This window comes from Paenarthrobacter sp. NPDC090517 (assembly GCF_044769165.1).
Taxonomy (GTDB): Bacteria; Actinomycetota; Actinomycetes; order Actinomycetales; family Micrococcaceae; genus Arthrobacter.
Map to the genome: position 1 here is coordinate 136,487 of NZ_JBIVXN010000003.1, position 24,821 is coordinate 161,307.

The 24,821-nt window shown below is 60.5% G+C and carries 18 protein-coding genes; 10 read left to right on the forward strand and 8 right to left on the reverse strand.

Annotated features, from left to right (window positions below):
* Nucleotides 1–67 precede the first annotated feature (67 nt).
* The 3 genes from ACIQTW_RS12295 to ACIQTW_RS12305 are packed head-to-tail and all read left to right on the forward strand — an operon-like array spanning nt 68 to nt 2,871.
* Nucleotides 68–985 (forward strand): alpha/beta hydrolase fold domain-containing protein, encoded by a 918-nt coding sequence (locus ACIQTW_RS12295; protein WP_402937569.1) that lies wholly within the window; start codon nt 68–70, stop codon nt 983–985.
* On the forward strand, nt 978–1,661 hold the full coding sequence (locus ACIQTW_RS12300; protein ID WP_402937151.1) for a TetR/AcrR family transcriptional regulator: 684 nt from the start codon (nt 978–980) through the stop codon (nt 1,659–1,661). The genes ACIQTW_RS12295 and ACIQTW_RS12300 overlap by 8 nt, the downstream gene beginning before the upstream one ends.
* A 19-nt stretch (nt 1,662–1,680) precedes the next feature.
* The gene (locus ACIQTW_RS12305; RefSeq protein WP_402937153.1) at nt 1,681–2,871 is read left to right on the forward strand and encodes an FAD-dependent monooxygenase; all 1,191 of its coding nucleotides are present in this window, start codon (nt 1,681–1,683) and stop codon (nt 2,869–2,871) included.
* Nucleotides 2,872–3,086: 215 nt separating this feature from the next.
* On the opposite strand, the gene ACIQTW_RS12310 is transcribed toward ACIQTW_RS12305, so the two are convergent.
* Together ACIQTW_RS12310 and ACIQTW_RS12315 are read right to left on the reverse strand one after the other, a co-directional pair.
* Nucleotides 3,087–3,479: a DUF6379 domain-containing protein gene (locus ACIQTW_RS12310; protein WP_402937154.1), complete on the reverse strand. Its 393-nt coding sequence runs from the start codon at nt 3,477–3,479 to the stop codon at nt 3,087–3,089.
* Nucleotides 3,469–4,521, reverse strand: a complete 1,053-nt coding sequence (locus ACIQTW_RS12315) for a sugar phosphate isomerase/epimerase family protein (RefSeq protein WP_402937155.1) — start codon at nt 4,519–4,521, stop codon at nt 3,469–3,471. Before ACIQTW_RS12315 ends, ACIQTW_RS12310 begins: the two co-directional genes overlap by 11 nt.
* A gap of 292 nt (nt 4,522–4,813) precedes the next feature.
* Between ACIQTW_RS12315 and ACIQTW_RS12320 the strand changes: the two genes are divergently transcribed.
* Entirely contained in the window at nt 4,814–6,313 is a 1,500-nt protein-coding gene (locus ACIQTW_RS12320) for a GMC oxidoreductase (RefSeq protein ID WP_402937157.1), read from the forward strand.
* 60 nt (nt 6,314–6,373) lie between these two features.
* On the opposite strand, the gene ACIQTW_RS12325 is transcribed toward ACIQTW_RS12320, so the two are convergent.
* The 5 genes from ACIQTW_RS12325 to ACIQTW_RS12345 are packed head-to-tail and all read right to left on the reverse strand — an operon-like array spanning nt 6,374 to nt 12,744.
* On the reverse strand, nt 6,374–8,008 hold the full coding sequence (locus ACIQTW_RS12325) for a DUF5597 domain-containing protein (protein ID WP_402937159.1): 1,635 nt from the start codon (nt 8,006–8,008) through the stop codon (nt 6,374–6,376).
* A gap of 42 nt (nt 8,009–8,050) precedes the next feature.
* Nucleotides 8,051–9,592 carry a family 43 glycosylhydrolase gene (locus ACIQTW_RS12330; protein ID WP_402937160.1) on the reverse strand — a complete coding sequence of 514 codons (1,542 nt, stop codon included), beginning with the start codon at nt 9,590–9,592 and terminating at the stop codon, nt 8,051–8,053.
* Nucleotides 9,589–10,425 carry a carbohydrate ABC transporter permease gene (locus ACIQTW_RS12335; RefSeq protein WP_402937162.1) on the reverse strand — a complete coding sequence of 279 codons (837 nt, stop codon included), beginning with the start codon at nt 10,423–10,425 and terminating at the stop codon, nt 9,589–9,591. The genes ACIQTW_RS12330 and ACIQTW_RS12335 overlap by 4 nt, the downstream gene beginning before the upstream one ends.
* A 6-nt stretch (nt 10,426–10,431) precedes the next feature.
* Nucleotides 10,432–11,391 carry a carbohydrate ABC transporter permease gene (locus ACIQTW_RS12340; RefSeq protein WP_402937164.1) on the reverse strand — a complete coding sequence of 320 codons (960 nt, stop codon included), beginning with the start codon at nt 11,389–11,391 and terminating at the stop codon, nt 10,432–10,434.
* Nucleotides 11,392–11,427: 36 nt separating this feature from the next.
* Nucleotides 11,428–12,744, reverse strand: a complete 1,317-nt coding sequence (locus ACIQTW_RS12345; protein ID WP_402937166.1) for an ABC transporter substrate-binding protein — start codon at nt 12,742–12,744, stop codon at nt 11,428–11,430.
* Nucleotides 12,745–13,006: 262 nt separating this feature from the next.
* Between ACIQTW_RS12345 and ACIQTW_RS12350 the strand changes: the two genes are divergently transcribed.
* Nucleotides 13,007–16,309, forward strand: a complete 3,303-nt coding sequence (locus tag ACIQTW_RS12350) for a glycosyl hydrolase (RefSeq protein ID WP_402937167.1) — start codon at nt 13,007–13,009, stop codon at nt 16,307–16,309.
* Between the two features lie 23 nt (nt 16,310–16,332).
* Here ACIQTW_RS12350 and ACIQTW_RS12355 read toward each other — a convergent pair whose 3' ends face one another.
* Entirely contained in the window at nt 16,333–17,901 is a 1,569-nt protein-coding gene (locus ACIQTW_RS12355; protein ID WP_402937169.1) for an MDR family MFS transporter, read from the reverse strand.
* 273 nt (nt 17,902–18,174) lie between these two features.
* On the opposite strand from ACIQTW_RS12355, the gene ACIQTW_RS12360 reads away from it, so the two are divergent.
* From ACIQTW_RS12360 to ACIQTW_RS12380, 5 genes are all read left to right on the forward strand, one after another.
* Nucleotides 18,175–19,392 carry a flavin reductase gene (locus ACIQTW_RS12360; protein WP_402937170.1) on the forward strand — a complete coding sequence of 406 codons (1,218 nt, stop codon included), beginning with the start codon at nt 18,175–18,177 and terminating at the stop codon, nt 19,390–19,392.
* 78 nt (nt 19,393–19,470) lie between these two features.
* Entirely contained in the window at nt 19,471–20,463 is a 993-nt protein-coding gene (locus ACIQTW_RS12365) for a LysR family transcriptional regulator (RefSeq protein ID WP_402937172.1), read from the forward strand.
* A gap of 26 nt (nt 20,464–20,489) precedes the next feature.
* Nucleotides 20,490–21,626 (forward strand): LLM class flavin-dependent oxidoreductase, encoded by a 1,137-nt coding sequence (locus ACIQTW_RS12370; protein ID WP_402937173.1) that lies wholly within the window; start codon nt 20,490–20,492, stop codon nt 21,624–21,626.
* A complete protein-coding gene (locus ACIQTW_RS12375) occupies nt 21,623–24,082 on the forward strand; it encodes a beta-glucosidase (RefSeq protein ID WP_402937175.1) in 2,460 nt (819 codons plus the stop codon). Before ACIQTW_RS12370 ends, ACIQTW_RS12375 begins: the two co-directional genes overlap by 4 nt.
* Complete coding sequence (locus ACIQTW_RS12380) at nt 24,079–24,735, forward strand: TetR/AcrR family transcriptional regulator (protein ID WP_402937177.1); 657 nt, start codon at nt 24,079–24,081, stop codon at nt 24,733–24,735. Before ACIQTW_RS12375 ends, ACIQTW_RS12380 begins: the two co-directional genes overlap by 4 nt.
* Nucleotides 24,736–24,821 lie beyond the last annotated feature (86 nt).

The window sequence follows — 24,821 nt, forward strand, 5'->3', positions numbered from 1 at the left end:
AGCAAGCCGCATGTTCCCAGACCACGAGCCAACCAGCGACGAATCGGGCACCCATAGTTCAACGCTCATGCCAGCGTTCGATTATGAAGAACTAGCCCCCGCTGAGCTGCTTCGCCCGCCTCCCCAGAGGGTGCTCGATGGCTGCCTTAGCCACCTGAACCTCTCATATGCTGCCCCCCTCGGCTGGAGGCCGCTGCTTCTGGACGTTCACCTTCCGGACGGATCAAAAGGTCCCTACCCTGCAGTTGTGTACGTACACGGAGGTAGCTTTCTAGGAGGAATCAAGGCGATGGGACCATGGCAATCCCTGCCGGCGCAAGGAATAGCCGTGGTCTCGGTGTCCTACCGCCTGTCCGGAGAAGCCCACTTCCCGGACCCCGTCGAAGACATCCGCGCCGCTGTGCGATGGACCCGGAGGAACGCCGAAGCATTCAACCTGGATGCCAACGCGATCGCCCTGTGGGGAAGCTCCGCCGGTGCCTACCTTGCTTCCATGGCCGCCGTTTCCGGAGAACTTCCTTTGAGCCGACCCATCGGGGACGATCTCGATACACTCACACATGTCTCCGCGGTCGTAAACCACTACGGCATCTCAGATTTCGCGAAGCTAAGTGAAGACGCGTTTGAGAATACCGAGCATGAGAAGGAAGCACTCGCCAGAATCATTCGTCAGTTCCTTGGCTTCGATCCCATGAAGGATCCGGAAAGAGCAACCCAAGCCACGCCACTGCAAGTTGCCCGGGAACGAGGAGATTCTCCACCGTTCCTGTTCATGCATGGAGACGCTGACCATCGCGTTGGCCTTGGCCAAAGTATTCGTTTTCACGAAGGGCTCTTGGGTCTCGGCCGGAGTTCCACGTTGGTAACGCTGGCTGGGGCCGAGCACGGAGACCAGGTATTCTCCCAACGAGAAACAGTCCAGCAGGCTATCACCTTTCTGCGGGCATCCTGGGCTGACCCAAGTACCAGAGCCCCCCGTGATTAACTCAACCAGCTCCAAGCCAGTCCAGGAACGGAGCCGTCGCTCGGCTCAACGAATACTCGGAGCCACCGAGAAAGCACTTGATCTCCACGGCTACTCGGAATTCAATATGGCTTCGGTGTCGGCAGGCTCTGGACTGTCGATAGGCGCGCTATACGCACATTTCGCGAACAAAGAAGCGCTGCTTCGTGAGGTGAAGAACGACGTACTGACCAGACTTGAGCTCAAACTCGAACAGCGGCTCCAAATCACCGCGGACGATGTTGAAAGTACCATCGATGCTTTCGTCACCGAGCTGTCAGGTGCACTCACGGATCAACGGAAACTCTTTGCATTCATCTTCGCGCAGAGCGTTCACGATGCTGAGATGCGCAAACGTGGGTTCCTGTTCCATCAGAGACTCAAGACAATTCTGCGCCACACCCTGCTTCTCAACCATCCTGGCAGGGACAATGCTTTCGAAGAATCTGTTGACTTCGTATACGAACTTATGGTGCAAGGCCTTCTCATGCGCGTCACATCATTGGGGACTATCACCGAGGCTGAACACGTGTATGACGGGTTTCCCCACCCCGAGGTCTACGAGAGGGAACTCATCCGAGCGGTCACCTCATATCTACTGCGCAGTGTGCCGCCCCAAAAACTTCGGCGCCCAGCCAAAACGCAAAACAAATCCTAACTATCCCAGAGAGGCCACCATGCCACAGGAAGTCCCAACCACCCAGGATGCGCCCTCCGCGTCTACCAACGCTGCTCGCACCCGCACTGCACTCATCGTGGGCGCCAGCATGGCAGGTCTCTCTGCGGCCGCCCAGCTCTCGGCTGTCGGCTACAGAACAACAGTGGTTGAGAGATCACCGCACTTGAGACTGACTGGAACGCCTATCGACGTCCGCGGCGAAGCGTTGGCCGTCGCCGGGAAGATGGGAATTCTTGAAGACCTGCGTAAGAACAGGGTAAACAGTGATGAACGACCGGTGTTTACCACTTTCGTCAACGAAAACGGGGATGCCGTTGCCCAACTACCCTTGGAAATGGCCAACGACTCCGACGATGACATCGAGATCTCCCGTGAAGCGTTGATTAACATCCTTCATGCCAAGACGGACGGGACCACCGAATTCGTGTATCGCGACTGGCCTGTTTCCATCATTGATGGTGAAACAAACATTGCTGTGGAGTTTGCAAGCGGGGAACAGAAGACCTTTGACATCGTCGTGGGCGCGGATGGGATTCACTCTTCAGTGCGGCGACTTCTGATTGGTCCGGAAAGCTTGTATCGAAAGCACCTGGGCGTTTACTACGCAATCGTCGACCTCCCCCGCTCCAGCAAAGGTATCAGCGGCGAAAGCCGCACGTTCAACTGCCCGGGGCGAATGGTGGGGATCAACGACTACGGAGACCGCTCGTTCGGTGTTTTTGCCTACAGAGGCCCGGAAACCGAATACGACTACCGAGATACAACAGCGCAGAAGAAGCTCCTTATACAAGCATTCGAAGCAGAGCAAGGATGGCACATCCCGTTTCTTCTCGATGCCGTGTGGGAAGCCTCCGAGATCTACTTCGACTCCGTCAGCCAAGTTCACATGCCCCGATGGTCCCAAGGACGTGTAGTGCTGGTCGGGGACGCCGCGCACGCGGCATCGCTGTTCTCAGGGAGGGGAACATCCTTAGCGATCATGGGTGCTGCCATCCTCGCTGAAGAACTCCACGCTTCCGATCACGCACATGAACTCGCATTCGCCCGGTACGAGTCCCGCCTCCGGCCTGCTGTGGTCAAGGCGCAAGAGGGGGTCTTGGAAGCACGCGACTTCATGGTGCCGGAGACCCAAGACCAAATTGATGAGCGAAACCGGCAATTTCCCCTGATTTCACTCCCGCTGTCCTAAAACACCACAAGGCGGCTCTCCGGGATACCGGACAGCCGCCTTCTGCGTACATTCACCCCCAACCTGCCCACATACCAAAGCGCCGCACCGCCATCCGCAGAGATAGTCGTTTCTACGCCGCTGCATAGGAGACATCAACGGTCTTGTAATCCCGGCCTTCTTCAGCAAATCCGTAGACCAGGAAGTAGACGGGGTGCAGCTGCAGCGGGCTCGCGTCAGTCCCGGAGGGTCAGCAACTTGTGGTCGGCGCCCCCACCCGGTACGGGCATATAGGAGATCCGCAGCCGTTCGCTTACGGCGACGGCGTGCTCGCCCCCGGCCAAGCCACCAGGCTTCGCAACGGAAACCGTGGCGACCTCCCCCATCTCCCATCGGTCATCGAAGATGCCGGAAAGCTCGGTCAGCTGGTACGTATTGCCGTGAACCGTTAGTGACACCGATGCGGCCGGAGCAGTTTCACCGTCGATGGTGATCTGCACGTCCTCCACCATGGAGAGTCCTAAACCGCGGTAGTACGGAAGTCGCACGCCGAGCTGGAAGCCGGTGACGTCGTCGCCGTTCACGACGTTTCGGAGGGTGTCCTCCACGATGATGTATTTATCGAACATTGCTGCCTCCCGCGCCGGAAACGCCGACCGCAGCGGCGGCGTCGGACGTAGGTTCTTCACCGAGCAAACGCTCGAACATTCGGTGTTGGCGCCGGACCTGTTCAACGCTGTCCACCTCAAAGATGTCCTGAATGTGGCGGTTGCCCTCGTACTCGCTGGAAAGATGACCGCTGTAGCCGCCCTCAATAAGCACCGTGATGATCTTGTCGTAGGGGATGCTGTACTCCACGCCCTCATCTGTCATCTCATAGAACTTGGCCTGGATGTGGTGGATCAGCGGCATGTGCTCAAGCATTACCCGCGGGTCATTCCACGTCAGGAAGGTCGAGAGCCTGGCGATTCCTTGTTCCACGGGGTTGGCACCCATGTAATTGAACGTATCCATGAGGCCGTGCACGTCCCCGTGGTTGTTGTAGGTCTCCACTGCGAGCTCTACGAAGTGAGGCCGGGCGCCGTCGCGTAACGCGCGATCCGACATCACACGCGGGAAGCGTTCAACGAAGGTGCCCATGTCCGGCATGAATCCCAGGGCCGGCGACTCCAGCCGATGCATCACTTCCAGGTGCCGGATGATCCAGGGATGTTCGTAGTGGAAGGGGGCGTGGACTTCCAGGAGCAGCTTCAGGCCCAGCTTCTCAGCGTATGGGGCGCATGCTTCCATGACCTCCGGTGGCGTGTTGATAATGGCACGGACATACTTGGCGCCGAGCCTCTTTGCGATGTCCAGGTCTTTGCGAACAGACTCGGTCATTTCGTCGAGTGTCATGACGCGGCCAGGGTATCGCTTGGTGTCCAGGAACAGGTCCGTAGCAACAGTGGTGGTGCCGTACTTCTCCATCCAGGCATCCCACGTGCGGTAGAACGAATCTCCAGGATTCGGGTAGCCGGTCATGGACTGTTCGGGAATGATTTCGACGCCGAATGCCCCTATGGACGCGGCCTCCCTGACACAGTCTTCCAAGGACATTTTCCTCAGGAAGTACTCTTCCTGATAGCTGTAGAAACTGACTCCACGCTTGATCTGATGGGCGGTATTCAACACCCAGCTCCTCGTGTTTGGCGCGCGCTGTTAGCGCGACATTTCGCACCGACCAACGACGGGCGTATTCCTACGCTACTGTCGCACTCCCACAAAAGGCAGTGTCCGGAAGATCACGAACGCCAATGCTGCTCATCCACAGTTCGAATGACCACAGGCCGTGCCGCCGCAATTTCAAAGGGTAGCGTTTTCACAGGTGCCTGCATCAATTGAGCACGCTTCGTGCGCTGATGCTCCCGGGCACCGTGCCCCGGGCTAACACCCGGGCACTGAAGTAATCCGCGAAGGATTCCCCGTGAAAACCGTATCTGTCATGCATGGCCAACCGTACGACGTCGTCATTGTTGGCAGCGGCCCTTCGGGCGCCACGTATGCCCGCATCCTCCACGAAGAGGCTCCACAGCTCCGGGTCCTCATGGTCGAAGCTGGACCGCTGTTGTCCGAGCAGGCAGGCCTGCACGTGAAAAACCTGGCGGACCCACAAGCACGAGCGGCTGCGCAGCTCGCGTCCCAAGGCCCAGTGACCTCCCTTAGCCCCGAGTCAGCAACACCAGGTCCGGGACGCCCCGGAACATTCCTGTTACGTCGGGACGAATTCGCTCCCAACGCCGGGATGCCCGCGGCCGCCATGTCCAGCAACGTCGGAGGCATGGGCGCCCACTGGACCTGCGCCTGTCCACGGCCCGGAGCTTCGGAACGGATCACGTTCCTGGACGACGACCTCTTGGACGCCGCATTCTTGGAAGCCGAACGGCTGCTATCTGTCACATCTGAGGCTTTCGAGGACGCGCCATTCGCGGCTGAAGTCCGGCGTCGGCTCGATGGCGAGTTCCAGCGTAGGGGGCCGGCGGCCATCCAACCGATGCCGCTGGCTGTTCAAAAGCATCCTGATGGCACCGTCACGTGGTCAGGGACCGACGTCGTACTTGGTCCGCTGGGCGCCGCCGAGACGCGCGGTGACCGCTTCGAGCTACGTGACCATACGCTATGCCAACGCGTAGTACACGACGACGGACACGTCACCGGAGCAGAATTGAAAGACCTCACCACCGGCGCTGTTTCCATCGTGAATGCTCCTGTGGTGGTGGTAGCAGCTGATGCCCTCCGCACCCCGCAGCTTTTGTTCGCATCCGGTATCAGGCCCCGCGCCCTTGGCCGCTACCTCAATGATCAGCCGCAAGTGATCAGCGCCGTCCGCTTGCCGCCTGATGTTGTGGAAGCTACTACCGTGGGAGCTGCACGGAACAGCGGTGTTTCCTGGGTTCCCTACACGGACGAGGAGCCATTCCACGGCCAAGTCATGCAACTGGACGCCTCGCCCATCCCACTCGCTGAAGATGACAACGTAGTGCCCGGATCCATCATTGGTCTCGGCTGGTTCTGTGCCACGGAAACCGTCGAAGAGAACCGGGTGGAATTCGACGAGAACCCGGACCACTACGGGATGCCTCGGATGAGCATCCACTACAACCTCACATGGAAGGACCTGCGGGTCATCGACGAGGCAAAGGAAGCCGTCACCCGCGCCGGCAAGGCCTTGGGAACCTTCCTGGACGACAGACCGCCCTTCCTCCTCCCCGCCGGTTCGTCGCTGCACTATCAGGGTTCGGTTCGCATGGGACAGCACGACGACGGTCGCTCAGTATGCGGTCCGGACAGCCAGGTCTGGGGTACTGCTGGTTTGTATGTGGCCGGGAACGGAGTCATCCCGACGTCCACGGCGTGCAATCCCACTCTGACTTCAGTGGCTTTGGCGGTGCTGGGTGCCCGGTCGATAGTTGATCGCATCCAGTAATCACGCACACAGCGAAAAGGCGGTGTCACCTCGAGGTGACACCGCCGTAGTGGTGAAAGGTCAATGCTGGGCAACGGCCAGCAGCCTAATCCGTGCAGCGCTGATCTGGTCACTTTGGAGAACCTGCAGGCGTTCATCCCCGTTAAGGAGTCGTCCCTCGTGCCAGCCCTCTGAGGTCAGCCGAAGCTCACGAACTGAATCCACTTCAAGCTCCGAGTCTGTTTGATGGAAATCGAACAACGCACCTTGGCCAACTACGAGGAACTCCAGTGGTGCCGTCTCAATAACAATTCCGAATGGACGGTTGTCGCCTGCAGTGTGACCGTGGGCGGAGCCTTCGGTCTCCCCAGGCAGTTCCGGAGGCGGCGGAAGGACGACCCCTGCATCAAGGAGCATTGCCCGGTAGAGCTTGGCTGCGTTGCGGATGCTGACAGTAATCCCGCCGAAGTCGGTGGCTACATCGTCTTCGTCCTGTTCCAAGGCAAACCCGAAGATTCGCCCATCCCGCTGCGCATCAACAATCTCTTGGGTAAGGGAAGTTATCGCCAGGCATGCCCTGCTGTATTGGTTGCCCTCACGTCCATCCTCCAGGCCGAAGACATGGTAGCCAAAACCTCCGAACCGGCCCACAGCGAGGAAGGCATCTCCTGCACGGAATTTGGCCTCCGGGATGAAGAGCGCATTCTCCGGAAGAGCGTACTGGGCCATGATCTCAGCAGAGTTGGGGACATAAATATCCGGGGCAAGGAAATCGAGGGCCGGGGCAACTGCCTGCCACACCGGCAGTATCTTCGCCGTTGGGCCGCCACTTGGATAGTTGCCCGGCAGGTCCTGGCCGGGTTGCGGTCCTATCCACGCATTGGCGAACGCCGGAAGTTCCAGTATTTCCTTTCCAGCCGCCGCCAGACCACCGACGTACGTTGCAAACGCACAGGCCATGAACGCCTCGTCCGCGCTCGGATTACCGTCGCCGAAGTGTTCCACCCAACTGGCATCAGAGGTGGTGATGGGATGAAGAACTGCTGCCAGCTCGGGGTCAAATGAGTGCTCACTGTTGGCCAAGGCCTTCCGGAGCACTTCCGGTACCGGCGATTCCCACGCCGTCAAAGCTGCTGCCGAGCGGTCTCGTACTGCTCCGAGGAGTCCGACTTCGTTCTCCACCTGAACCATGATCACCGTGTGCCGTGTATCCGTCTCAGCAAGGTGGGCCATGAAGCAGCAGTACGCTGCCTTGTCGGCTTCATAGAGGTTCTTGGAAAAGACCGAAAGTGTTGGACGGGGCATGGAACCTTTGTAGGAAAAGGGAGTTTCCATGGTTTGCGAGCCTCGATCGGCACGGGGAAAGCGTGAAGTGTCGCCTCGTACCCACGACGGCGCATAGGTGGATGAGGCATTCTTGAACGCTCCAAACCAGATGATGACGAGCTTCAGCCCAGCCGATCCGGCATCTTCGATGAGCCCGTCAATAGCGGAGAAATCAAAGACACCTTCAGTGGGTTCCACTTGGTCCCACGCAATTGTTGCGATGACGGTGTTGGCTTTGGACTGCGCAATCTTTTCCCACAGTGGTGCCATGTACTGGCGGTCGGAGGAGCTGGAATTGTGCAGCTCTCCGCCAATGCAGAGGAACGGTTCACCGTCAACGATCAGCCGGGCATGTCCGGCATAGCGTTCAAGTCGTGGGAGGGGCGGCATGGTCTTCCTTCTTGTTAAGTGCAGTCATGGGTCACCGGGTCTCTAGCGCTGGAGCGTCCGGTACCGGAAGTTCCTAAATTTGACGTGGCCGGAGCCCGTAGCGAACAGGGCGGGGCGCAAACTAAGAAGCTCGTCGACGGTGTTGGTGTTGTACCCGGACACTTCGAACCGCAGGCCGTGGCGCGTCCAGTCGATGCCATCGGTGCTGTAGTACTGGGTGACGATATTTCCGTCATTGACGATGCGGAAATGGATCTTCGCTGCAGCGGGTGCCGGCTCACGCCAGTAGGGAATGTCCCTTCCCGCCCTATAGCTCTGCAGGCGGGTGCCGTCGTGGCCCATGCCGCAATAGAGGCGGTCACTGTAATAGAGGAGCAGACCTCCTTGGGCGCCATCCGTCAATTCGGCTTCGACGCTGACTTCGTAGCCCCTGTCCCCCACGATGCAGGTCAGGGGGGAGCTGTCCGATGGGTTGGTGCCGCGTGCCTCAAGGATGAGTCCGTCATCCAGGGAAGCCCTGAGGTACTCGTCTTTGGCTGGTGCATGGAAGGACCACTGAATCCCGAAACGGTCCTCTGCAAAGTTGTCCGACAGTTGCAGGCCATGGCTCATCTCACCACGCCTGGAAGCGGCTGGAATAGGAGCAGGTAGGGGCTCGGAGAGATGGCCCCCGGCCGCGCGGGGCCAGCCATCTTCATCCCATTCGATGGGCTCCAGCAAAGTCTGCCGGCCCAATGTAGCGAAGGAATTCTCATAGCCGTGATAAATGCTCCACCATTGACCGCCCGGTCCTTCAAAGAGCGTGGCGTGCCCCTTGCTCCACCATGGTTCCTTGGAATCCCAGGTCCGGATGATCGGGTTTGCGGGGCAGTCTTCCCATGGACCGTGCACCGAGCGTGAGCGGGCTACGGTGACCATATGCCCGGTGGGGGGACCGGCAGTGCCGCCTACCGCCGTCGTGAGGTAGAACCATTCGCCACGTTTGGCGATCTTTGGCCCTTCCAGGGCATAGGCCTCGGTGACCCACTCATCGGGATAGCGCCATCCGTCGTAGACGTGCTCTACCGGTCCGACGGTGGAAAGACCGTCCACGGAGAGGCGGACACGGCTCACCCCACTCAGGAAGAGGTAGCGGTTACCGTCTTCGCCCACCACGTGACCGGGATCGATATGACCGTTGATTCCAAGGTTGACGGGCTCACTCCACGGCCCTGACATGGAATCTGCATGGATCACGTAAATCTGCGGCGGTGCGGCAGGGTCCGGCGATACGGCTGTGGAAATGATGGGCACATAGATGAAGTACCTGTCCTCCACCTTGCACATGTCGACGGCGAAGACGTTACCTATGGGAGTTGGCAAGGCGGAGCCCAACGGCTGCCAATTGAGGAGGTCCCGGGAGCGCCAAATGATGAGTCCGGGGGTGGACTCGAAGGACGAAAACGTGACGTAGTAGTCCTCACCGTCCCTGAGTATGGCCGGGTCCGGATGGTCGCCGGCGAAAACCGGATTGACATAGGTCCCGTCGCCGAGATCGGCTCGACGCTGACCTTCGACCTCCGCTGACAGTTCGAGAGAACTCAAGATTTGACGCCTCCTGTGAAGCCTTGGATGAATTGCTTTTGTGCCACCAGGAAGAATGCGAGGATCGGAATCATCGAGATAATGATGGCTGCGAAGATCACGTTCCACTGGGAAACGCTCTCGCCAACGAAGTTGTAGATCACCACTGGCAGCGTGACGGCGTCTGAACCGTTGAGGAAGATCAGGCCAGTGAAGAAGTCGTTCCATACGATGAGGCCGGTGAAGATCGCAACGGTGCCGGTAGCCGGCGACAGCAGCGGGAAGATGATCTTACGGAACACAGTGAACCGTGAAGCTCCATCGATCTGGGCGGCTTCCTCATAGTCCCGGGCGATGCTGTTGGTGAATCCCATGTACAGGAAAACCGAGATAGGCAGCAGTGCACCGGCGTACATGATGATGGTGCCGGCGTGCGTACCAACCAGACCGACGTTGCGCATACCCACGTAGATGGGAATGATCGCGGCCTGGGCCGGCAGCACCATGGTGACCAGGATGAGTCCCATGGCTGTTTTGCTCAACTTCCCGGTCCGTCGGCTCAGCGTGTAGGCGGAAATCGATCCAACAGCTACCAACACCAGCACGCTACCGGCGGTGATGATGATGCTGTTGAGCATCCCGTCCATCAAGGTTGCTTGCCGGCCTCCCCGAATTGCTTGGCCAAAGGCGTCCAGGGTGGGGTTGGTGGCCAATTGCATCGCCGACGTCGTAAGTGCGTCGTTTCCGTTCTTGAAGGCCAGGTTGATCAGGAAATAGAACGGCAAAAGGAAGATGAGGGCAACCAGGATCAGCAGTGCCTCACGGAGGAAGGTCTTCTTCGTATAACGGAACATGGCTGGCTAACCTTTGGAATTCGTACGGAGGAGGAGGCGCTGGGCCACCGTGAGGATGATGATGATCACGGACATAACCAGGGCAAGTGCGGCACCGAAGCCGAAGCGGCCCATGACGAAGGTTTCTTTGTAGATGGTCACTGCAAGGGTTTCCGAAGCGCCGTAGGGGCCGCCGCCCGTCAGGGCTTGGATCTGATCGAAGACGCGGAGACCGTTGATCAGCATGAGCGTCATGGCGATGACAACCGACGGCATGATGGCCGGGAGCACGACATAGTTGAACCTCTGCCACAAGGTTGCGCCATCGAGGGACGCGGCTTCTTCAAGTTCCGGAGACACTGTGGCCAGCCCAGCCAGGTACATCACCATGACAAGGCCGACGTTCTGCCAGACCATAACGATGATGATCGCTGGAAGAACAGTGGACGGATCGCCCAGCCACGTCCGCTGCATGGATTCCAGTCCGATCGAGGCCAGGAATTCGTTGAGCGGTCCGTCCTGTTCAAAGATGAACTTCCAGATGTAGGAGGTCGCCAATGAGCTAAGCACCACCGGAGCGAATATCAGCGTGCGGATGATGTTGCGCGACTTAACAGTCCGGTTGAGTCCAAGTGCGAGCAGCAAACCCAGGACGTTCGTTAGCACCACAAAGGAAATACCAATGATGAAGGTGTTAATGAGCGCCGTGGTGGTTGGACCACCTTCAGCAATCGCTGCGAAGTTGTCCCAGCCGACAAACTGCCACTTGCCGATGCCCTTCCAGTTGGTGAAGGCGAAGAATGCGCCAATGGCACTCGGTGCGTAGTGGATGAGCACAAGGGCTAATAGCGCGGGGGTGAACCACCACCACGTTGCGAAGCGGCGCTCGGTTCGGCGGTGATCTTTACTGCCGTTCGGCTTGGTGGAGCGGGGCTGGCGCCCGGAGACCCGGGCGCCCTCCGTCTTCTGCTCAAGTTGTGCGGTCATGGGATGTTCTTCCAATCAGGGTTGCGTTGCCGTGGGCTAGGCGCCGCGGTCGTACTGCTCGTCCATGGTCTTCAGGACCTGGTCGGGAGTGGCCTGTCCGGTCAGCAGTCCTTGGATGCCAGTCCCCAGCGAGTCGTAGACGCCGCTGTTCGGCCACAGGAAGTTGGGCTGGGTGACGATCTTCTTGTCGGGCTCTGAGAAGAAGGGCTCCAAGGTGGGGAACTGGGAAGGCACGGTGCCGGAGACTGCAGCGGTGATGGAAACGTTGCCGTTGGCCTTTGCAAGTGCGTCCTGGTTGGCTGGCTGAGCTAGGAATTCAAGGAACTTGAGCGTGGAGCCCTTGTGCTTGCCGGCAGCGTTTACGGCCAGGGCGTTGCCCGGGCTTGCGATGAGCCGGGTGTCTTCCGCCTTCTCGCCCGGGATGACCGCTACGTCGAAGGAGCCATCCTTGACCTGGGCACGCAGTGCTGCGACCGCGCCAGCCGGTGCGAACACCGACGACACTTTGCCTTGGGCTACGGCTGGGAACAGCTGGTCAAAACCGGCACCTGCTGCACCGTCCTGGTAGCAGCCGGCGTCTTTGAACTTGACGATCTGTTCGAGCACTTTCTTCCAGTCAGAGTCAGCGAACGTGGTCTCTTTCTTTTCCCGCTTGGCATCCCATTGGGGGTCCTTGGCGTAGACGAGGGAAGCCGCGAGCTGCATGGCCTGAAGGCCTGTGTTGGCACCCGAGGTTCCTGCGACAGCGAATAAGGATTTGTCTGCTGCCCGGGCCGTCTTGCACTGCTCCACAACTTCGTCCAGCGTTGATGCCTGCTTGAGGCCCAGTTCTTTCAGCACAGCCGTGTTTTGCAACTGTGTGATGGGAGCGAGGTCTGCCGGCACGGCGAAGATTTTGGCGTCGCCATAGTAGAGATTCTTAGCCGAAGCGGGGATCGCGTCTGCAGCCCATTTCTGGTCCGTCAGTTCCTGGAGGTAGCCGGCCTCGGCCAGGGAGGCGAAGGACTGGTTATTTCCTCGACCAGCAGTTACATAGAAGAGGTCCGGGGCGTTGCCGGCTTGGAGCTGGGTACGCATGGTCTGCCCGTGCTGGTCGGCCGGGGATTCCACCAGTTTCACCGTGATGTTGGGGTTCTTCGCCTTGAAGGCGTCAATCAGTGTGAGGTAGGGGTTTCCGGTGCCGCCTCCCGTGTAAGCCGGGGTGGCAAGGGTGATCTCTACGGGGCCGGTCTCTTCAGCAATGGGTTCACTGCTTGCGTCGCCGCCGCAGGCGCTCAAAGCCAAAGCGGTCACAGAGGCGAGCGCCGCGGCGGAGAGGAACCTCCGGCCTGTGGGGCTTGGTGCTTTCTTCATGGTGTGGCCTTTCATGACGTCGTTGTCCTGCTCGCCATAGCGATCAGTGGATTCGAGCCGATGCCGGGAAATGTTCCCTGGATCACAAGCTGGCTCCTGTCATTCAAGGTAGGTCAGGTCACAGCGGCCATGGAAATAGTTATCGTCTATGCTCACCATCTTCTCTCCGCATGCCTGTTTCCTCCCATGGGCATGCGTGATCGTTTTAGGCTGAATTCAGACTTGGCGGCCTGAGCCGTCTCCCCCACCAAAGGATGCTCCCGTGCCTGATGATGCCATGCCCGCCCTTCCACTTGAGGAAGAGGACTTGTTTCAGGGTTTTGTGGATCCGCCCCTTTCCGCGCGTCCTCGGGTTTGGTGGCATTGGATGGATGGGAACGTGGATGAGGCGGGGATCGTCAAGGATCTCGAATGGTTGGCAGCATCCGGCGCCGGCGGCGTTCAAGCCTTCACAGGATCGATGGGTGTCCCCCAGTACACCCATGAGCGAGCAGCTTTCCGGTCCCCGGCATGGCAGTCCGCTATTTCGTGTGCGGCATCTACCGCCACAAGGCTTGGTCTTGAATTGGCGGTGGCAACGTCGGCCGGCTGGAGCGCAACAGGTGGCCCGTGGGTTGCCCCGGCTGCTGGAATGAAGAAGCTGGTGTGGAGTGCCACGCGGGTGACCTCCGGAGATCGTGGCCGGATATCGCTGGCTTCCCCGCCGTCGTCGTCGGGTCCTTACCAGGACGTGCCCTTTGCGGCCATCAGGAAAGACCCGATTGGTGTTGCCGACTATTACGGGGACGTCGCGGTGGTGGCGTTTCCCCGGACCGATGGCCACTTTCCGCTGGATGCCGCCCGTATTAGCGCTGGCGGAACCATCTCCGGCGACCGGGTCCTTGCTTCATTGACGGATGGCCGTAGCTGGCCTGCACTGGACCTCGCTGCTGAAGCGAATACCGCGTGGATCATGATGGAATTCGACGAGCCAACGTCAGTTGCCTCCGTGCGGGTCGGCCTACCCGTCGCTCATGGCTTTGGGTCAGCGCCGGCGCCAACGGCCCGGCTGGAATACAGCGTTGACGGCGAATCCTTCAGCCTGGTGACCGAGCTCCCGGCATCGGCATCGCCGGTTCGTTCCACGAGTTTTCCTGCCGTGACCGCCCGCATCTTCCGGCTGGTCCTGGAGAGTAGCGTCGGACGCAGCTTCCCGATTGCACCGGGCATCAAACCGCTGCCCCTTGCAGCGTCGGCCAGTACTCCAACCTTCAAGGTGTCTGCCTTTCAGCTCTTTTCCGGTGCACGGATTACCCGTGCGGAGGAAAAGGCCGGATATGCTCCCGTTCCCGACTATTACGCGCTCGACGGCGGGCCAAGCCAACCGTCCGATGCCGTCCGCCCGCAGGACGTCCTTGATGTCACCGAGTACCTGCTTCCTGACGGAACCTTGGATTGGGCGCCCAAAAGCGGAGAATGGACCATTTTGCGGTTTGGCTATTCCTTGACCGGGCACCTCAATGCTCCGGCTCCTGTTGACGCTACCGGGTTGGAAGTGGACAAGCTGGACGCGGGCCTGGTCACTGAGTACTTCAATGACTATCTGGGCTTTTTCGAAGATGCCCTCGGCAACGGGTTGGAGGGAGTCTCGGCTCTGCTCAGTGACAGCATCGAATCGGGCCCGCAGAACTGGACCGCCGCCATGCGTTGGGAGTTTCAAAAGCGTAGCGGCTACGATCTGCTTCCATGGCTTCCCACCATCACCGGCATCATTGTGGGCAGTGCGCAGCAGAGTGATTCCTTCCTCTGGGACCTCAGGAAGACCATCTCGGAACTTCTCGCAGAGAACCACTATGGAACCATTGCCGGAATAGCCCGTGGGCGGGGCCTGACCTATTACGCCGAAGCTCTGGAGGATCATCGGCCGCAGCTCGGCGACGACCTCGAGATGCGCTCCCACGCTGACATCCCCATGGGAGCCATGTGGTGCTACGAACCGGACGAAGGACCTCAAGCCACCTACGTTGCGGACCTTCGGGGCGCTGCCTCTGTGGCTCATGTGTACGGAAAGTCAGCAACCGGTGCCGAGTCCATGAGTGCCTTCGGAAAGCCATTTACCTTTACGCCCCGGACGCTCAAACCAATCGTGGACATGGAATTCGCCTTGGGTGTTAATCTCCTCAACATCCATACGTCCCCCCACCAGCCGGATGCCGTTCCCAAGCCGGGCATCACCCTTTCTCCGTATCTCGGCCAGTCCTTCACCCGCAATGAAACCTGGGCGCATGCAGCGAAGCCATGGCTGGACTACGTTGGCCGTTGCAGTTACCTGCTGCAGCAAGGCACTTACGCCGCTGACGTCGCATACTTCTACGGCGAGGAAGCACCCCTCACAGCTGTCTTCGGCGATACAGCACCCGAAGTTCCTGAGGGCTATGGCTTCGACTTCATCAACCTTGACGGGCTGCTGAATCATCTCAGCGTCACCCGCGAAGGCGGCCTGCTCACCACGGGCGGCACCACCTACCGGTTGCTGTACCTTGGCGGTTCCAGCCGCCGGATGACCCTGGCGGCCGTCCGGCGCATCACGGACTTGCTCGACGCCGGAGCCACGGTTGCCGGATGGCGTCCCGAAAGCTCCCCCAGCCACAGCGACGACCCCGCCGAGTGGGCTGCCGCCGTCGAGAATCTGTGGGTTGGACGTCCCGGCCTGCTGGACCTTTCGGGCGTGGCATCGGCACACGGCGTCGCCGCTGCACTCGCCAGGACAAACGTGGAACCCGACTGGAGGATGCGGGCTTCAGATGCCGCGGTGCTGCCGGTCATCCATCGTCACCTGCAGGAGGCAGAGCTTTACTTCATCAGCAACCAACGTGAGTGGCCGGAAAAAGTGAGTGCCTCGTTCAGAGGTGAGTACGCCTCGGCGGAAGTTTGGGACCCGGTGACGGCTGCACGCTCCGGGGTCGGCGTGCGCTCCGAAGCCGGCCGGACCGTCGTCGACTTTTACCTCGAACCGTTCGGTTCGACCTTCATCCTTCTCCGCCAGCATGGCGGCCGCACCTTGGTTTCCAACCATCCGCAGGAAAGCGCTACCGCCGAGCACCTGCTGGAGGGTCCGTGGGAGATAACCTTCGATGGCGACGGCCAGTCACCGTCCGCACTCGTTTTGGAAACCGCGGCACCCTGGAGCGGTCCGAACGCAGGCCATCACACAGACGACGTCACGTTCTTTTCAGGAACTGCGACGTATCGCCATGCGTTCTCTGCCGATGCGCTGCTGTCCGGACCGGCGCAACGGTTGCTGCTGGACTTGGGCGATGTCAGCGATCTTGCCGAGGTAAGCCTGAACGGCGAACCTCTGGGCACGCTGTGGACCCACCCTTTCAGCATTGATATCAGCGATGCTGTCCAGGCCGGCACGAATGTTCTCGAGATAGCAGTCACCAATACGTGGTGGAACCGAATGGCAGGCGATGCTGCGGAGGGCAATCCCTGGCGTCCGGGAGCTTCCATCTTTGAAGCCAGTGCCAAGCCCTTGCCGGCCGGTCTCCACGGCCCCGTCCGGCTGCTGGTCAGGGCGGGATAGGCCCCGCCCTGACCAGAGGACGCCTAGCTCTGGTCCTTGTGGTCGGCGAGTCGCTGCTCCGGCATGAAGACGGAGAGCAACACCCCCACTGCGAAGATGCATGCCAGCAGTCCAAAGATGGGGAGGAACGCCTCCGTGTAGATGGTGGCCACACCGGACTGAAGCGCTGGGGGCAGTTGCTGAACCGCCTGCGGATCGGTGACCATCGAGGGCGGCAAGCCTAGCTTGTTCTCTGCCGAACCCCTGGCGAGCATCGTTGCGAAGAGACCGCCGAAGATCGCTGTTCCCAACGTGACTCCAAGTTCACGGAGATAGCCAAGTGAGGCCGTCACGCTTCCCACCACTGAATGCGGCATGGCGTTTTGCGCTGCCACTACCGTGATCTGCATGAAGCTGCCCACGGCCAGTCCCAGTAATGCCAGCAATATTCCGACCACCGGCAGCGGCGTGCCTGGCTGAAGGAACCTGAGGCAGATCGCCACGACTGCAGCGAGGGCCGAACCGGCCAGCGGAAAGATCTTGTACCTCCCCGTGCGGCTCACAATCCAGCCGCTCAGGTTGGTGGAAACCATCATCCCCAGAACCATCGGGAGCAGGATCATCCCGGCTACGGAAGCCGACGTCGAATAGACCATCTGCACGTAGCTTGGCAGGTACGCCACCACACTGAACAGACCAGCCCCAATGACCAAGCCCAGGCCCGCCGCATTGACCACGGGCCAACTGCGGAACATCCTCATGGGAATCAACGGATGCTTGGAACGGACCTCGACAACGACGAAGAACACCCCGGAAACAACCGCCAGCGCACCGATCCCCATCAGAACTCCGCCCGGGATCGCCGGTTCTGTGGAGAGGGAGATGACCGCTACCAAGGAACAGGTGAAGATCACCATCAGAAGGGTTCCCGCCCAATCGACGCCGCCCGAACCGCGGACAGATTTCAGGCGGCGGAGGGAAAATGCCATGGCAAGGGCCAGCAAACCTACGGGGAGGTTGATCCAGAACACCCACCGCCAGCCAACGGTGTCAGTGATGGCTCCGCCCACCAAAGGGCTGATGACTGTAGCCACACCAAAAACTGATCCCAACGGACCGAGGTATTTAGGCCTCTGCCGGGGCGGTACGAGGTCGGCAATGATAGCCGGCGGCAGGACAGCCAGTCCCGCACCACCAAGTCCCTGAATGCCGCGGAAAAGGGAGAGCTGGAACATATCCTGCGCAAAGCCGCACAGCACGGACGCTCCCAGGAATATGGTGAGGGCGACCATGAGAAGCGCGGGCCTGCCGTACCGGTCCCCCAACCGCCCATAGACGGGCATACCCATCGTCATCGCCAAGGTGTAGGCCGTGATGATCCACGCCATGTGGCGCGCGCCGTCAAGTTCACCCACCACCGTAGGTAGGGCAGTAGCGACGATTGTATGGTCCAAGGCACCGAGCAGAACGATGATCAGCAAGGCAGCGTAGATCGGCCCAACCCGCACTTTCGCTCCCGGCCGGTCATCCGGTGGGGACGGCTCCGCGGCAGAGTTCGACGCCGAATATCCGTCGAGGGGAGCCTCACTGCCTGCAGGGTCGGAACTGGTCATTGGGGACAAGTTTGAACGGCGCACCGCAACCTCGTTCTGGGAGAGCCAACTCTTGACTCGATACCGGCCAGATGCGCGTCCGGAGGAACGTTCACCCCGGCCGACGGGCCAAAGAGCCCCGGTATCCCCACGAACCTATCACCGGCGCACACACCAAGACCCGGGAATGCAGCATCGGAATTCCCGATAGCGCGCATACCTTGGAACTATTTCCGCACCAGCATCTTCCCCGCGTTTACTGGAGGAAATCTCAACGAAGAGGAGAGCAAGACGATGACACAGAGCATCCGTGCTTCCACTGCCGAGACGCAGGAAACCAGCCCCGAGAACGCTGCCTGGTTCCGCTACGTCCTCGGCCAGTACCCCACCGGCGTCACCCTGATTACGGCTGCCCTCAGCGACGACGAACCCGCAGGAATGGTGGTGGGAACGTTCAGTTCCGTCTCACTGGATCCGCCCCTGGTGGCGTTCATGCCCGATGTGCGCTCCACAAGTTGGCCCAAGATCCGGGAAACCGGTTCTTTCTGCGCGAACATCCTCACCGCTGGACAGCAGGAAGTTTGCCGAGCCTTCTCCCGGAAAGCCGAGGACCGCTTCAGCGCCAACCAGTGGGGAGACACACCATCCGGCAGCCCACGGCTGGAGGGTGCGGCCGCTTGGATTGACTGCGACATCGAGGACGTCATCCGCTCCGGCGACCACGACATCGTCATTGGACGCGTCAAGGCACTGGGAGTCGGTTCCTCCCGGGAACTGCCGCTGCTGTTCCTCCGCGGCGGCTACGGTTCCTTCACCATTCCTTCCATCATTTCCCCCGCGACCGCCCTCACCAGGCATGTCAAGGCCGCTGATGCCGCCCGCCCGGTCATTGAAGCGCTCGCTGATCAGCTGAAGCTGGAAGTCCTGGTCAGCGGTGTCGTTGAGGATTCCGTGGTGGTCCTCACCGCAGCCGGCGTCAACAGCTCCCCTGGTGGTTCGCCATCACGCGTAGGTGTCTCCTTTGGCCTTGCCGCTCCCCTGGCACCTCTGCACGTTGCGTGGGCCGGTGAAGCCGCTGAGAAGCGATGGATCGACAACGCCCGCGAGGTGGTGGGCGAAGTTGACGCCAAACTTGCGCACGCAGAGCTTGGTCAAGTCCGGGCCGTGGGCTACGCCGTATCCGTGGACGTCGGGGCAGCAGCTGAATTCGAACGCATCGTGCACGTCCCCAGCGACACCGCATCACCTGATCTCAGCGGAGTATTACCTCTCCTCATTGAGAGGGCTGCGTCATCAGGGCCGGCATCACTGGACGATCCTGCGGGAGTCACTTCCCTGCACGCACCGATCTTCGATTCCGAAGGGCAGGTTGCAGTAACGCTGACGCTTAACGGGTTCTCAGGAACTGATTCCGTGGCCCGTTTGGAGGAATGCCGCGACCGGCTGCTGGCCTCGGCCAAGGCGATCTCAGAAGCGATCGGAGGTACTCCCCCGCGACCCAGCGCACCCTAAACGACGAAGGCTATTGACCCGGGGTGTGACGCGTCTCATAATTAGTATCAGTATTCTAATTCGGATTTGGAGAATCTCATGGTCAACCTTCTGACTGCGGACCTCAACCTCTTGGTTGCCCTGGACGCGCTGCTCGTAGAACAAAACGTCACGCGGGCAGGCGCCAGGATTGGCATAAGTCAGCCAGCCATGAGCTCCTCCTTGCAACGGCTTCGCCGGCAGTTCGATGACCAATTGCTGACGCGGGTTGGTGCAGCCTATGAGCTCACCCCCCTGGCCCAGGTCCTCAAAGAAGACGTTGCACAGATACTGCGCATGGTGGAAAGGACCTTTGACGCACAGGCTGTCTTTGATCCTGCACTGTCCACCCGGAGCTTCCGGATTGTCACCTCGGACTATTGCCTCACGGCGTTGTCCGGGAAATTAATGAGCATGCTTCAAGAGGAAGCCCCCGGCGTGCAGGTGCACTTTGATGCCGTCACCCCGCAGGCAGTGGAACGCATCAAGGAGACGCTCCAGTCTGCCGATCTGATGTTGATCCCCAAGGGTCATTTCTCCGGTTTCCCGCACACCGAGTTGTTCACGGACAACTGGGTATGCGTCACGGGAGCCACATCACCGGAGAGAACGTTGACTGTTGAGGAGATGCGGGATGCCCGGTGGGCCCGGCTTTTCGGGGCCGAGGTTGATTCAACGCTGGCCGACCGCAGGGTCTATGACCTCCAACTGGGCGAGAAAACGGACATCATTGTTGACAGTTTCCTGATGCTGCCCTTCGCCGTGGCAGGAACAGCCCGCCTGGCCCTCGTCCAGGAGAGGCTTGCTCGAATGTTGGCTTCCGTGGCGGGAGTCAGGATCATGCAGCTGCCAATAAGCCTTCCCACCTTGGTGGAATGCGCCTGGTGGCACCCTTCGAAGTCCGCGGACCCGGGGCATCAGTGGTTCCGTCGGCTCGTTGCGCGTGCCGCTGCCCAACTCGACGCCCAGACCACCACCAATACTTCACCATCAATACAACCCGAGGCAGAACCGACGTTCGAGCTGCACACGGCACAACACGTCCCCGCCTGACATATCCATTAACTTCAGGAGTTTCCATGCATTTCTCTTTGTTCCTCACCTCCCGCTCCCGCGGCCCGGAAGAAGACCGCCCCGTCATGCAGGCGATGGTGGAGCACGCAGTCGATGCCGAGCAGAAAGGCTTCGACGCCGTCTTCCTCCCCGACCATCACTTCACCGGCTACGCTCCCCCCGCCAGTGATCCCTTCGTCTTTGCGGCGTACCTGGCCGGAAAACTCGAACGCATGCACTTCGGATTCTCGGTGCAGACCCTCGCCCTCCACCACCCCGTCCGCTTCGCGGAGCGCCTGGCACTGCTGGACCAGTTGACCAGTGGCAAGCTGCTGGTGGGTGTGGGCAGTGGAACCACGCCGGAAGAAATGATCGGCTTCGGAGTGAACTACCAGGACAGCTCACGCCTGGCCAATGAAAACCTGGAGATCGCAGAGCGGCTCTGGGCCAAGAAGCCGGGCGATGATCCGGTGGTATTCGACAACGGCCACTACCGTGGAGCCGTGGTTTCCCGCATCGTGCCCACGCCGTACACCAGGCCTGAGCCGCGCGTCATGTCCGTCGCCGCCCGTCCTTCCAGCGTTGAACGCGCCGCCAAGAACGCCCAGCCCGCCTTCATCCTCGCTTTCACGCCTCCGGTGATTGACAGCGGCAACGCCTACGAGGAAGTGAAGAAGAACTTCGGCATCTATCGTGACGCCCTTGAAGCAGCCGGCCATTCAGATGAGGTAGTCAAGGCGGCCCTGGAGTGGACCACCCACTCGTACCAGCATGTGCACATTGCGGAAACGGACGAGCAAGCGGCCGCCGAGATGGACATCATCCTTGAGCAGTACCAGGAGACCGTTGAGCGCGAATACGCTGCCAACAAAGCGGCCGAATCACTCAGCGGCGTGGATTTGCGCTCAACGCCGGATGCCCGGACTGAAGGCTACAAGGGCACGTGGTGCCTCTACGGCAGCCCGGAAACGGTAGCCGGCGAGCTGCAAAAGTACGCTGACCTGGGTATCGGCAACGTCCTCATGGCGATCATGGGCGGTCCGCTGACAGAGGAACGCCGCCGTTTCACAGCTCAGACAATGCGGCTCTTCTCAGAGCGCGTTCAGCCCCTGCTGCGGGCCACGAAATCTGCTGCTGACTCAGAGAAGGTTGCGGCACTGTGACGGCGGGTGCTGCCACCAGCGAACAAGAAACAGACGCGGCTGACCCGGACCTCACTGGAGCAGAACTCACTGGTGGCCTGAACGGCTGGAGCACGTCAGCAAGCCCAGCCGCCGGCATCCGGGAAATGGTCCTCTTGGATGGTCCTTTGGGGATCGTCAGCAAGGCCATGGACGAACGCGACACCTCACTGATCATGCCCTCGGGCACGGCCCTCGGTGCTACTTGGAACCCGGAGCTGGTCTCGGAAGTCGGCCAGGTCATCGGCCAGCAAGGTCTGGAGCGTGGAGTGTCGGCCATCCTCGGACCAAATCTGAACATGCCGCGCTCTCCACTCACGGGTCGGGGTTTTGAGATGTTTTCCGAGGACCCCTTCCTAACAGGCGTGCTGGGCGCGGCCTGGGTGGACGGGGTTCAATCGCAAGGCGTGGGCTCATGCACCAAGCACGTCGTGGCCAACGACACCGAAACGGAACGACGCCGGATGAACTCCCGCGTGGATGAGGCCACGTTGCGCGAAACATACCTGAGGCCGTTCGAGGCTGCCGTTCGGACGGCCAACCCATGGATGCTGATGATGGCCTACAACCGGGTCAACGGCACCCACTGCTCCCAGAACGCAGAACTGATCAGCGTCTTGAAGGATGAATGGAAGTACGACGGAGTCGTCGTTTCAGACTGGTACGGCGTGGACGACACAATCGCCGCCGCCAATGCCGGCCTGGATCTGGAAATGCCCGGCCCCGCCACTTACCTTGGCGCACGCTTTGGGGAGGCGGTTGCCGCAGGTGACGTTGCGGCGCCAAGGCTGCGTGACGCCGTCGAACGTCTCACCAGACTCGCGGATCGAACCGGCCACCGTTCGGGCGGAACTGCGCCAGCACCCGCTCATCACCGCAGTCAGGAAGAGCAACGGGAAATCCTCAGGAAGGCAGCCGCAGAGTCTTTCGTCCTGCTCGAAAACAAGGACAATGTCCTTCCCTTGGACATGTCACGGGTCAAGACGCTGGCGGTCGTAGGACCCAACGCGGACAAGCCGTGCTTCCAAGGCGGAACGTTTGCCACTGTCCGTCCCGAAGGCGAGGTAGTCACCCCGCTGGAGGCCATCCGCCAAGCAGCAGGGACCGGTGTGGAGGTTCTCTACGAACCGGGCGCCGCGCCGTCGTCGGCTCTGTCCCTCACGGATCTTGGCAGCACAGCACCCGACGGCACGCCGGGAGTGCTTCTGGAGGTCCTGGCAGCAGGCGACGCGGAAAACGTCCTTTACAGCGAGGTGCGCAAGGCATCAGCATTCGTCTGGTTCGGTCCCGTTCCAGGTCTTGGTGCCGGGGTTCCAGGGCGCGCCCGGATCACCGCGCACTTCAACCTCCCCGCCGCGACCCGGTGGACCCTGGGTGCGGGTGGAACCGGCGTTAGTTCCCTTCGGGTAGACGGCAGCGAGGTGTTGGTGGTTCCTCCACCCGCACCCGATGACGTCATGGGAGTCGTAGCCCGCGCAGACACCCGGGAAGTTGCTTTGGACCTTCCCGCCGGGAACGTCCAAGTGGTCATCGACATGGCTTTCCAGCCCGGACGCGTACAAGCCATCACCGCCGTCGCAACACCCGCACAAGTCAGCGACCCCCTGAATGCAGCGGTTGAAATCGCGGCCCGCGCCGATGCCGTGGTCATCGTCATTGGTGACGAGCAGGGATCATCACGTGAAAGTGCAGACCGCACGACGGCGGCACTCGACCCGGCCAGTAACCGTCTGGTTGATGCGGTGACTGAAGTCGCTACGGAAACCATTGTGGTGGTCAATGCTTCCAGGGCGGTGCTCCTGCCCTGGGCGGACAAGGTCAAGGCTGTGCTCATGGCATGGTTCCCCGGGCAGGAATTTGGCCCCGCATTGGCTTCGGTCCTGACCGGTAACGCTGCTCCTTCAGGGCGCCTGCCGGTTTCTTTCCCACTCCGCGATGAAGATATCCCCGGGTGGGGAACCGGGTTGGATGCCGAACTAACGCTGGACTACGCAGCCGGTGAGCCCATGGGCTACCGACACTTCCAGCCTGCGGAACGTCAGCCCCGCTACGCGTTCGGGTACGGCCTTGGTTACACCACCTTTGAGCTGGTGGATGCGGTCGCTTCCGTCGGCACTGCCCGGCGGGAACCTGCTTGTTTCGGCGTGAGCGGCGTCTCCGTTCGGGCAGTCGTCACCAACACCGGTCCCTCGGATGGGCGTGACGTCCTGCAGGCCTACGCGAAGGCGCCCGGCGAGACGGAATTCAGGCTTGCCGGCTTCACTGCCGTTGCAGTGGTGGCCGGGGAGACCTCCGAGGCAAAGATTGCCTTGGACGCCCTGGGGTTCAGGCGATGGGACTCTTCGGGATCGGGATGGACCGTGCCGTCCGGAGATTGGGAGGTTCGCGTATCCCGAAGTGCCTCTGATGACGGAATTCTCTGTAGGATCGCGTTGTGACCCTTCCGGAGACCAAGTCCCGCGAACCTAAGCAGGCCAGGAGCCGCCAGTCGTTTGAAAAAACGATCGAGGCGGCCCTGGCCCTGCTCGAAGAACGGGGCAATGACGACTTCACCCTCGCTGACGTCAGCGCCCGGTCAGGCGTGTCCATCGGCTCCATTTATGCGCGCTTCGAAGGCAAGGATGACCTCGTAAGCGTGGCCCATGGCCGGAAAATGGATGACATCGACGCCGTCTCCAACCATCTTTTTGCGGCCCTTCCGTCCCACCCGGAGGATGGGTTGGAAGCCGTGGTCCGCGAGGCCATGGACGCTACCATCGAACTTCTCAGGCGTTACGCGGACATTCTTCGCCCCTTCATGCTCCGAGCAACCAACGATGAAACCATCTCCCAAAGAGGTGCAGCATCGCATGCAGTACACGCAGGCAACTTCACGGCCGTGTTACGCAAATGGCCCGGCGGTTACCTTGGCCAAGATGAGATCGATTGGTGCTTCAACGTTGCCTACAGCGTCATTGCTCGACGACTTGGTTTGGGAAGCACCATGGAAGGCAGCGGCAAACTGGACTGGCCCGAAATCTCCGAAAAGCTCTCGGGCATGGTGACGTCCTACCTAGCGGCCAGCGCCCAGGAGCCTTCCAGCAAGGCATAAGTCCCGGCAATACCGGCTATCCAAAAGCTCGTCTTCCTGACGCTTCCCGCCTCTCGGCATAGTGGAAACAAGCACAAATTCACTGC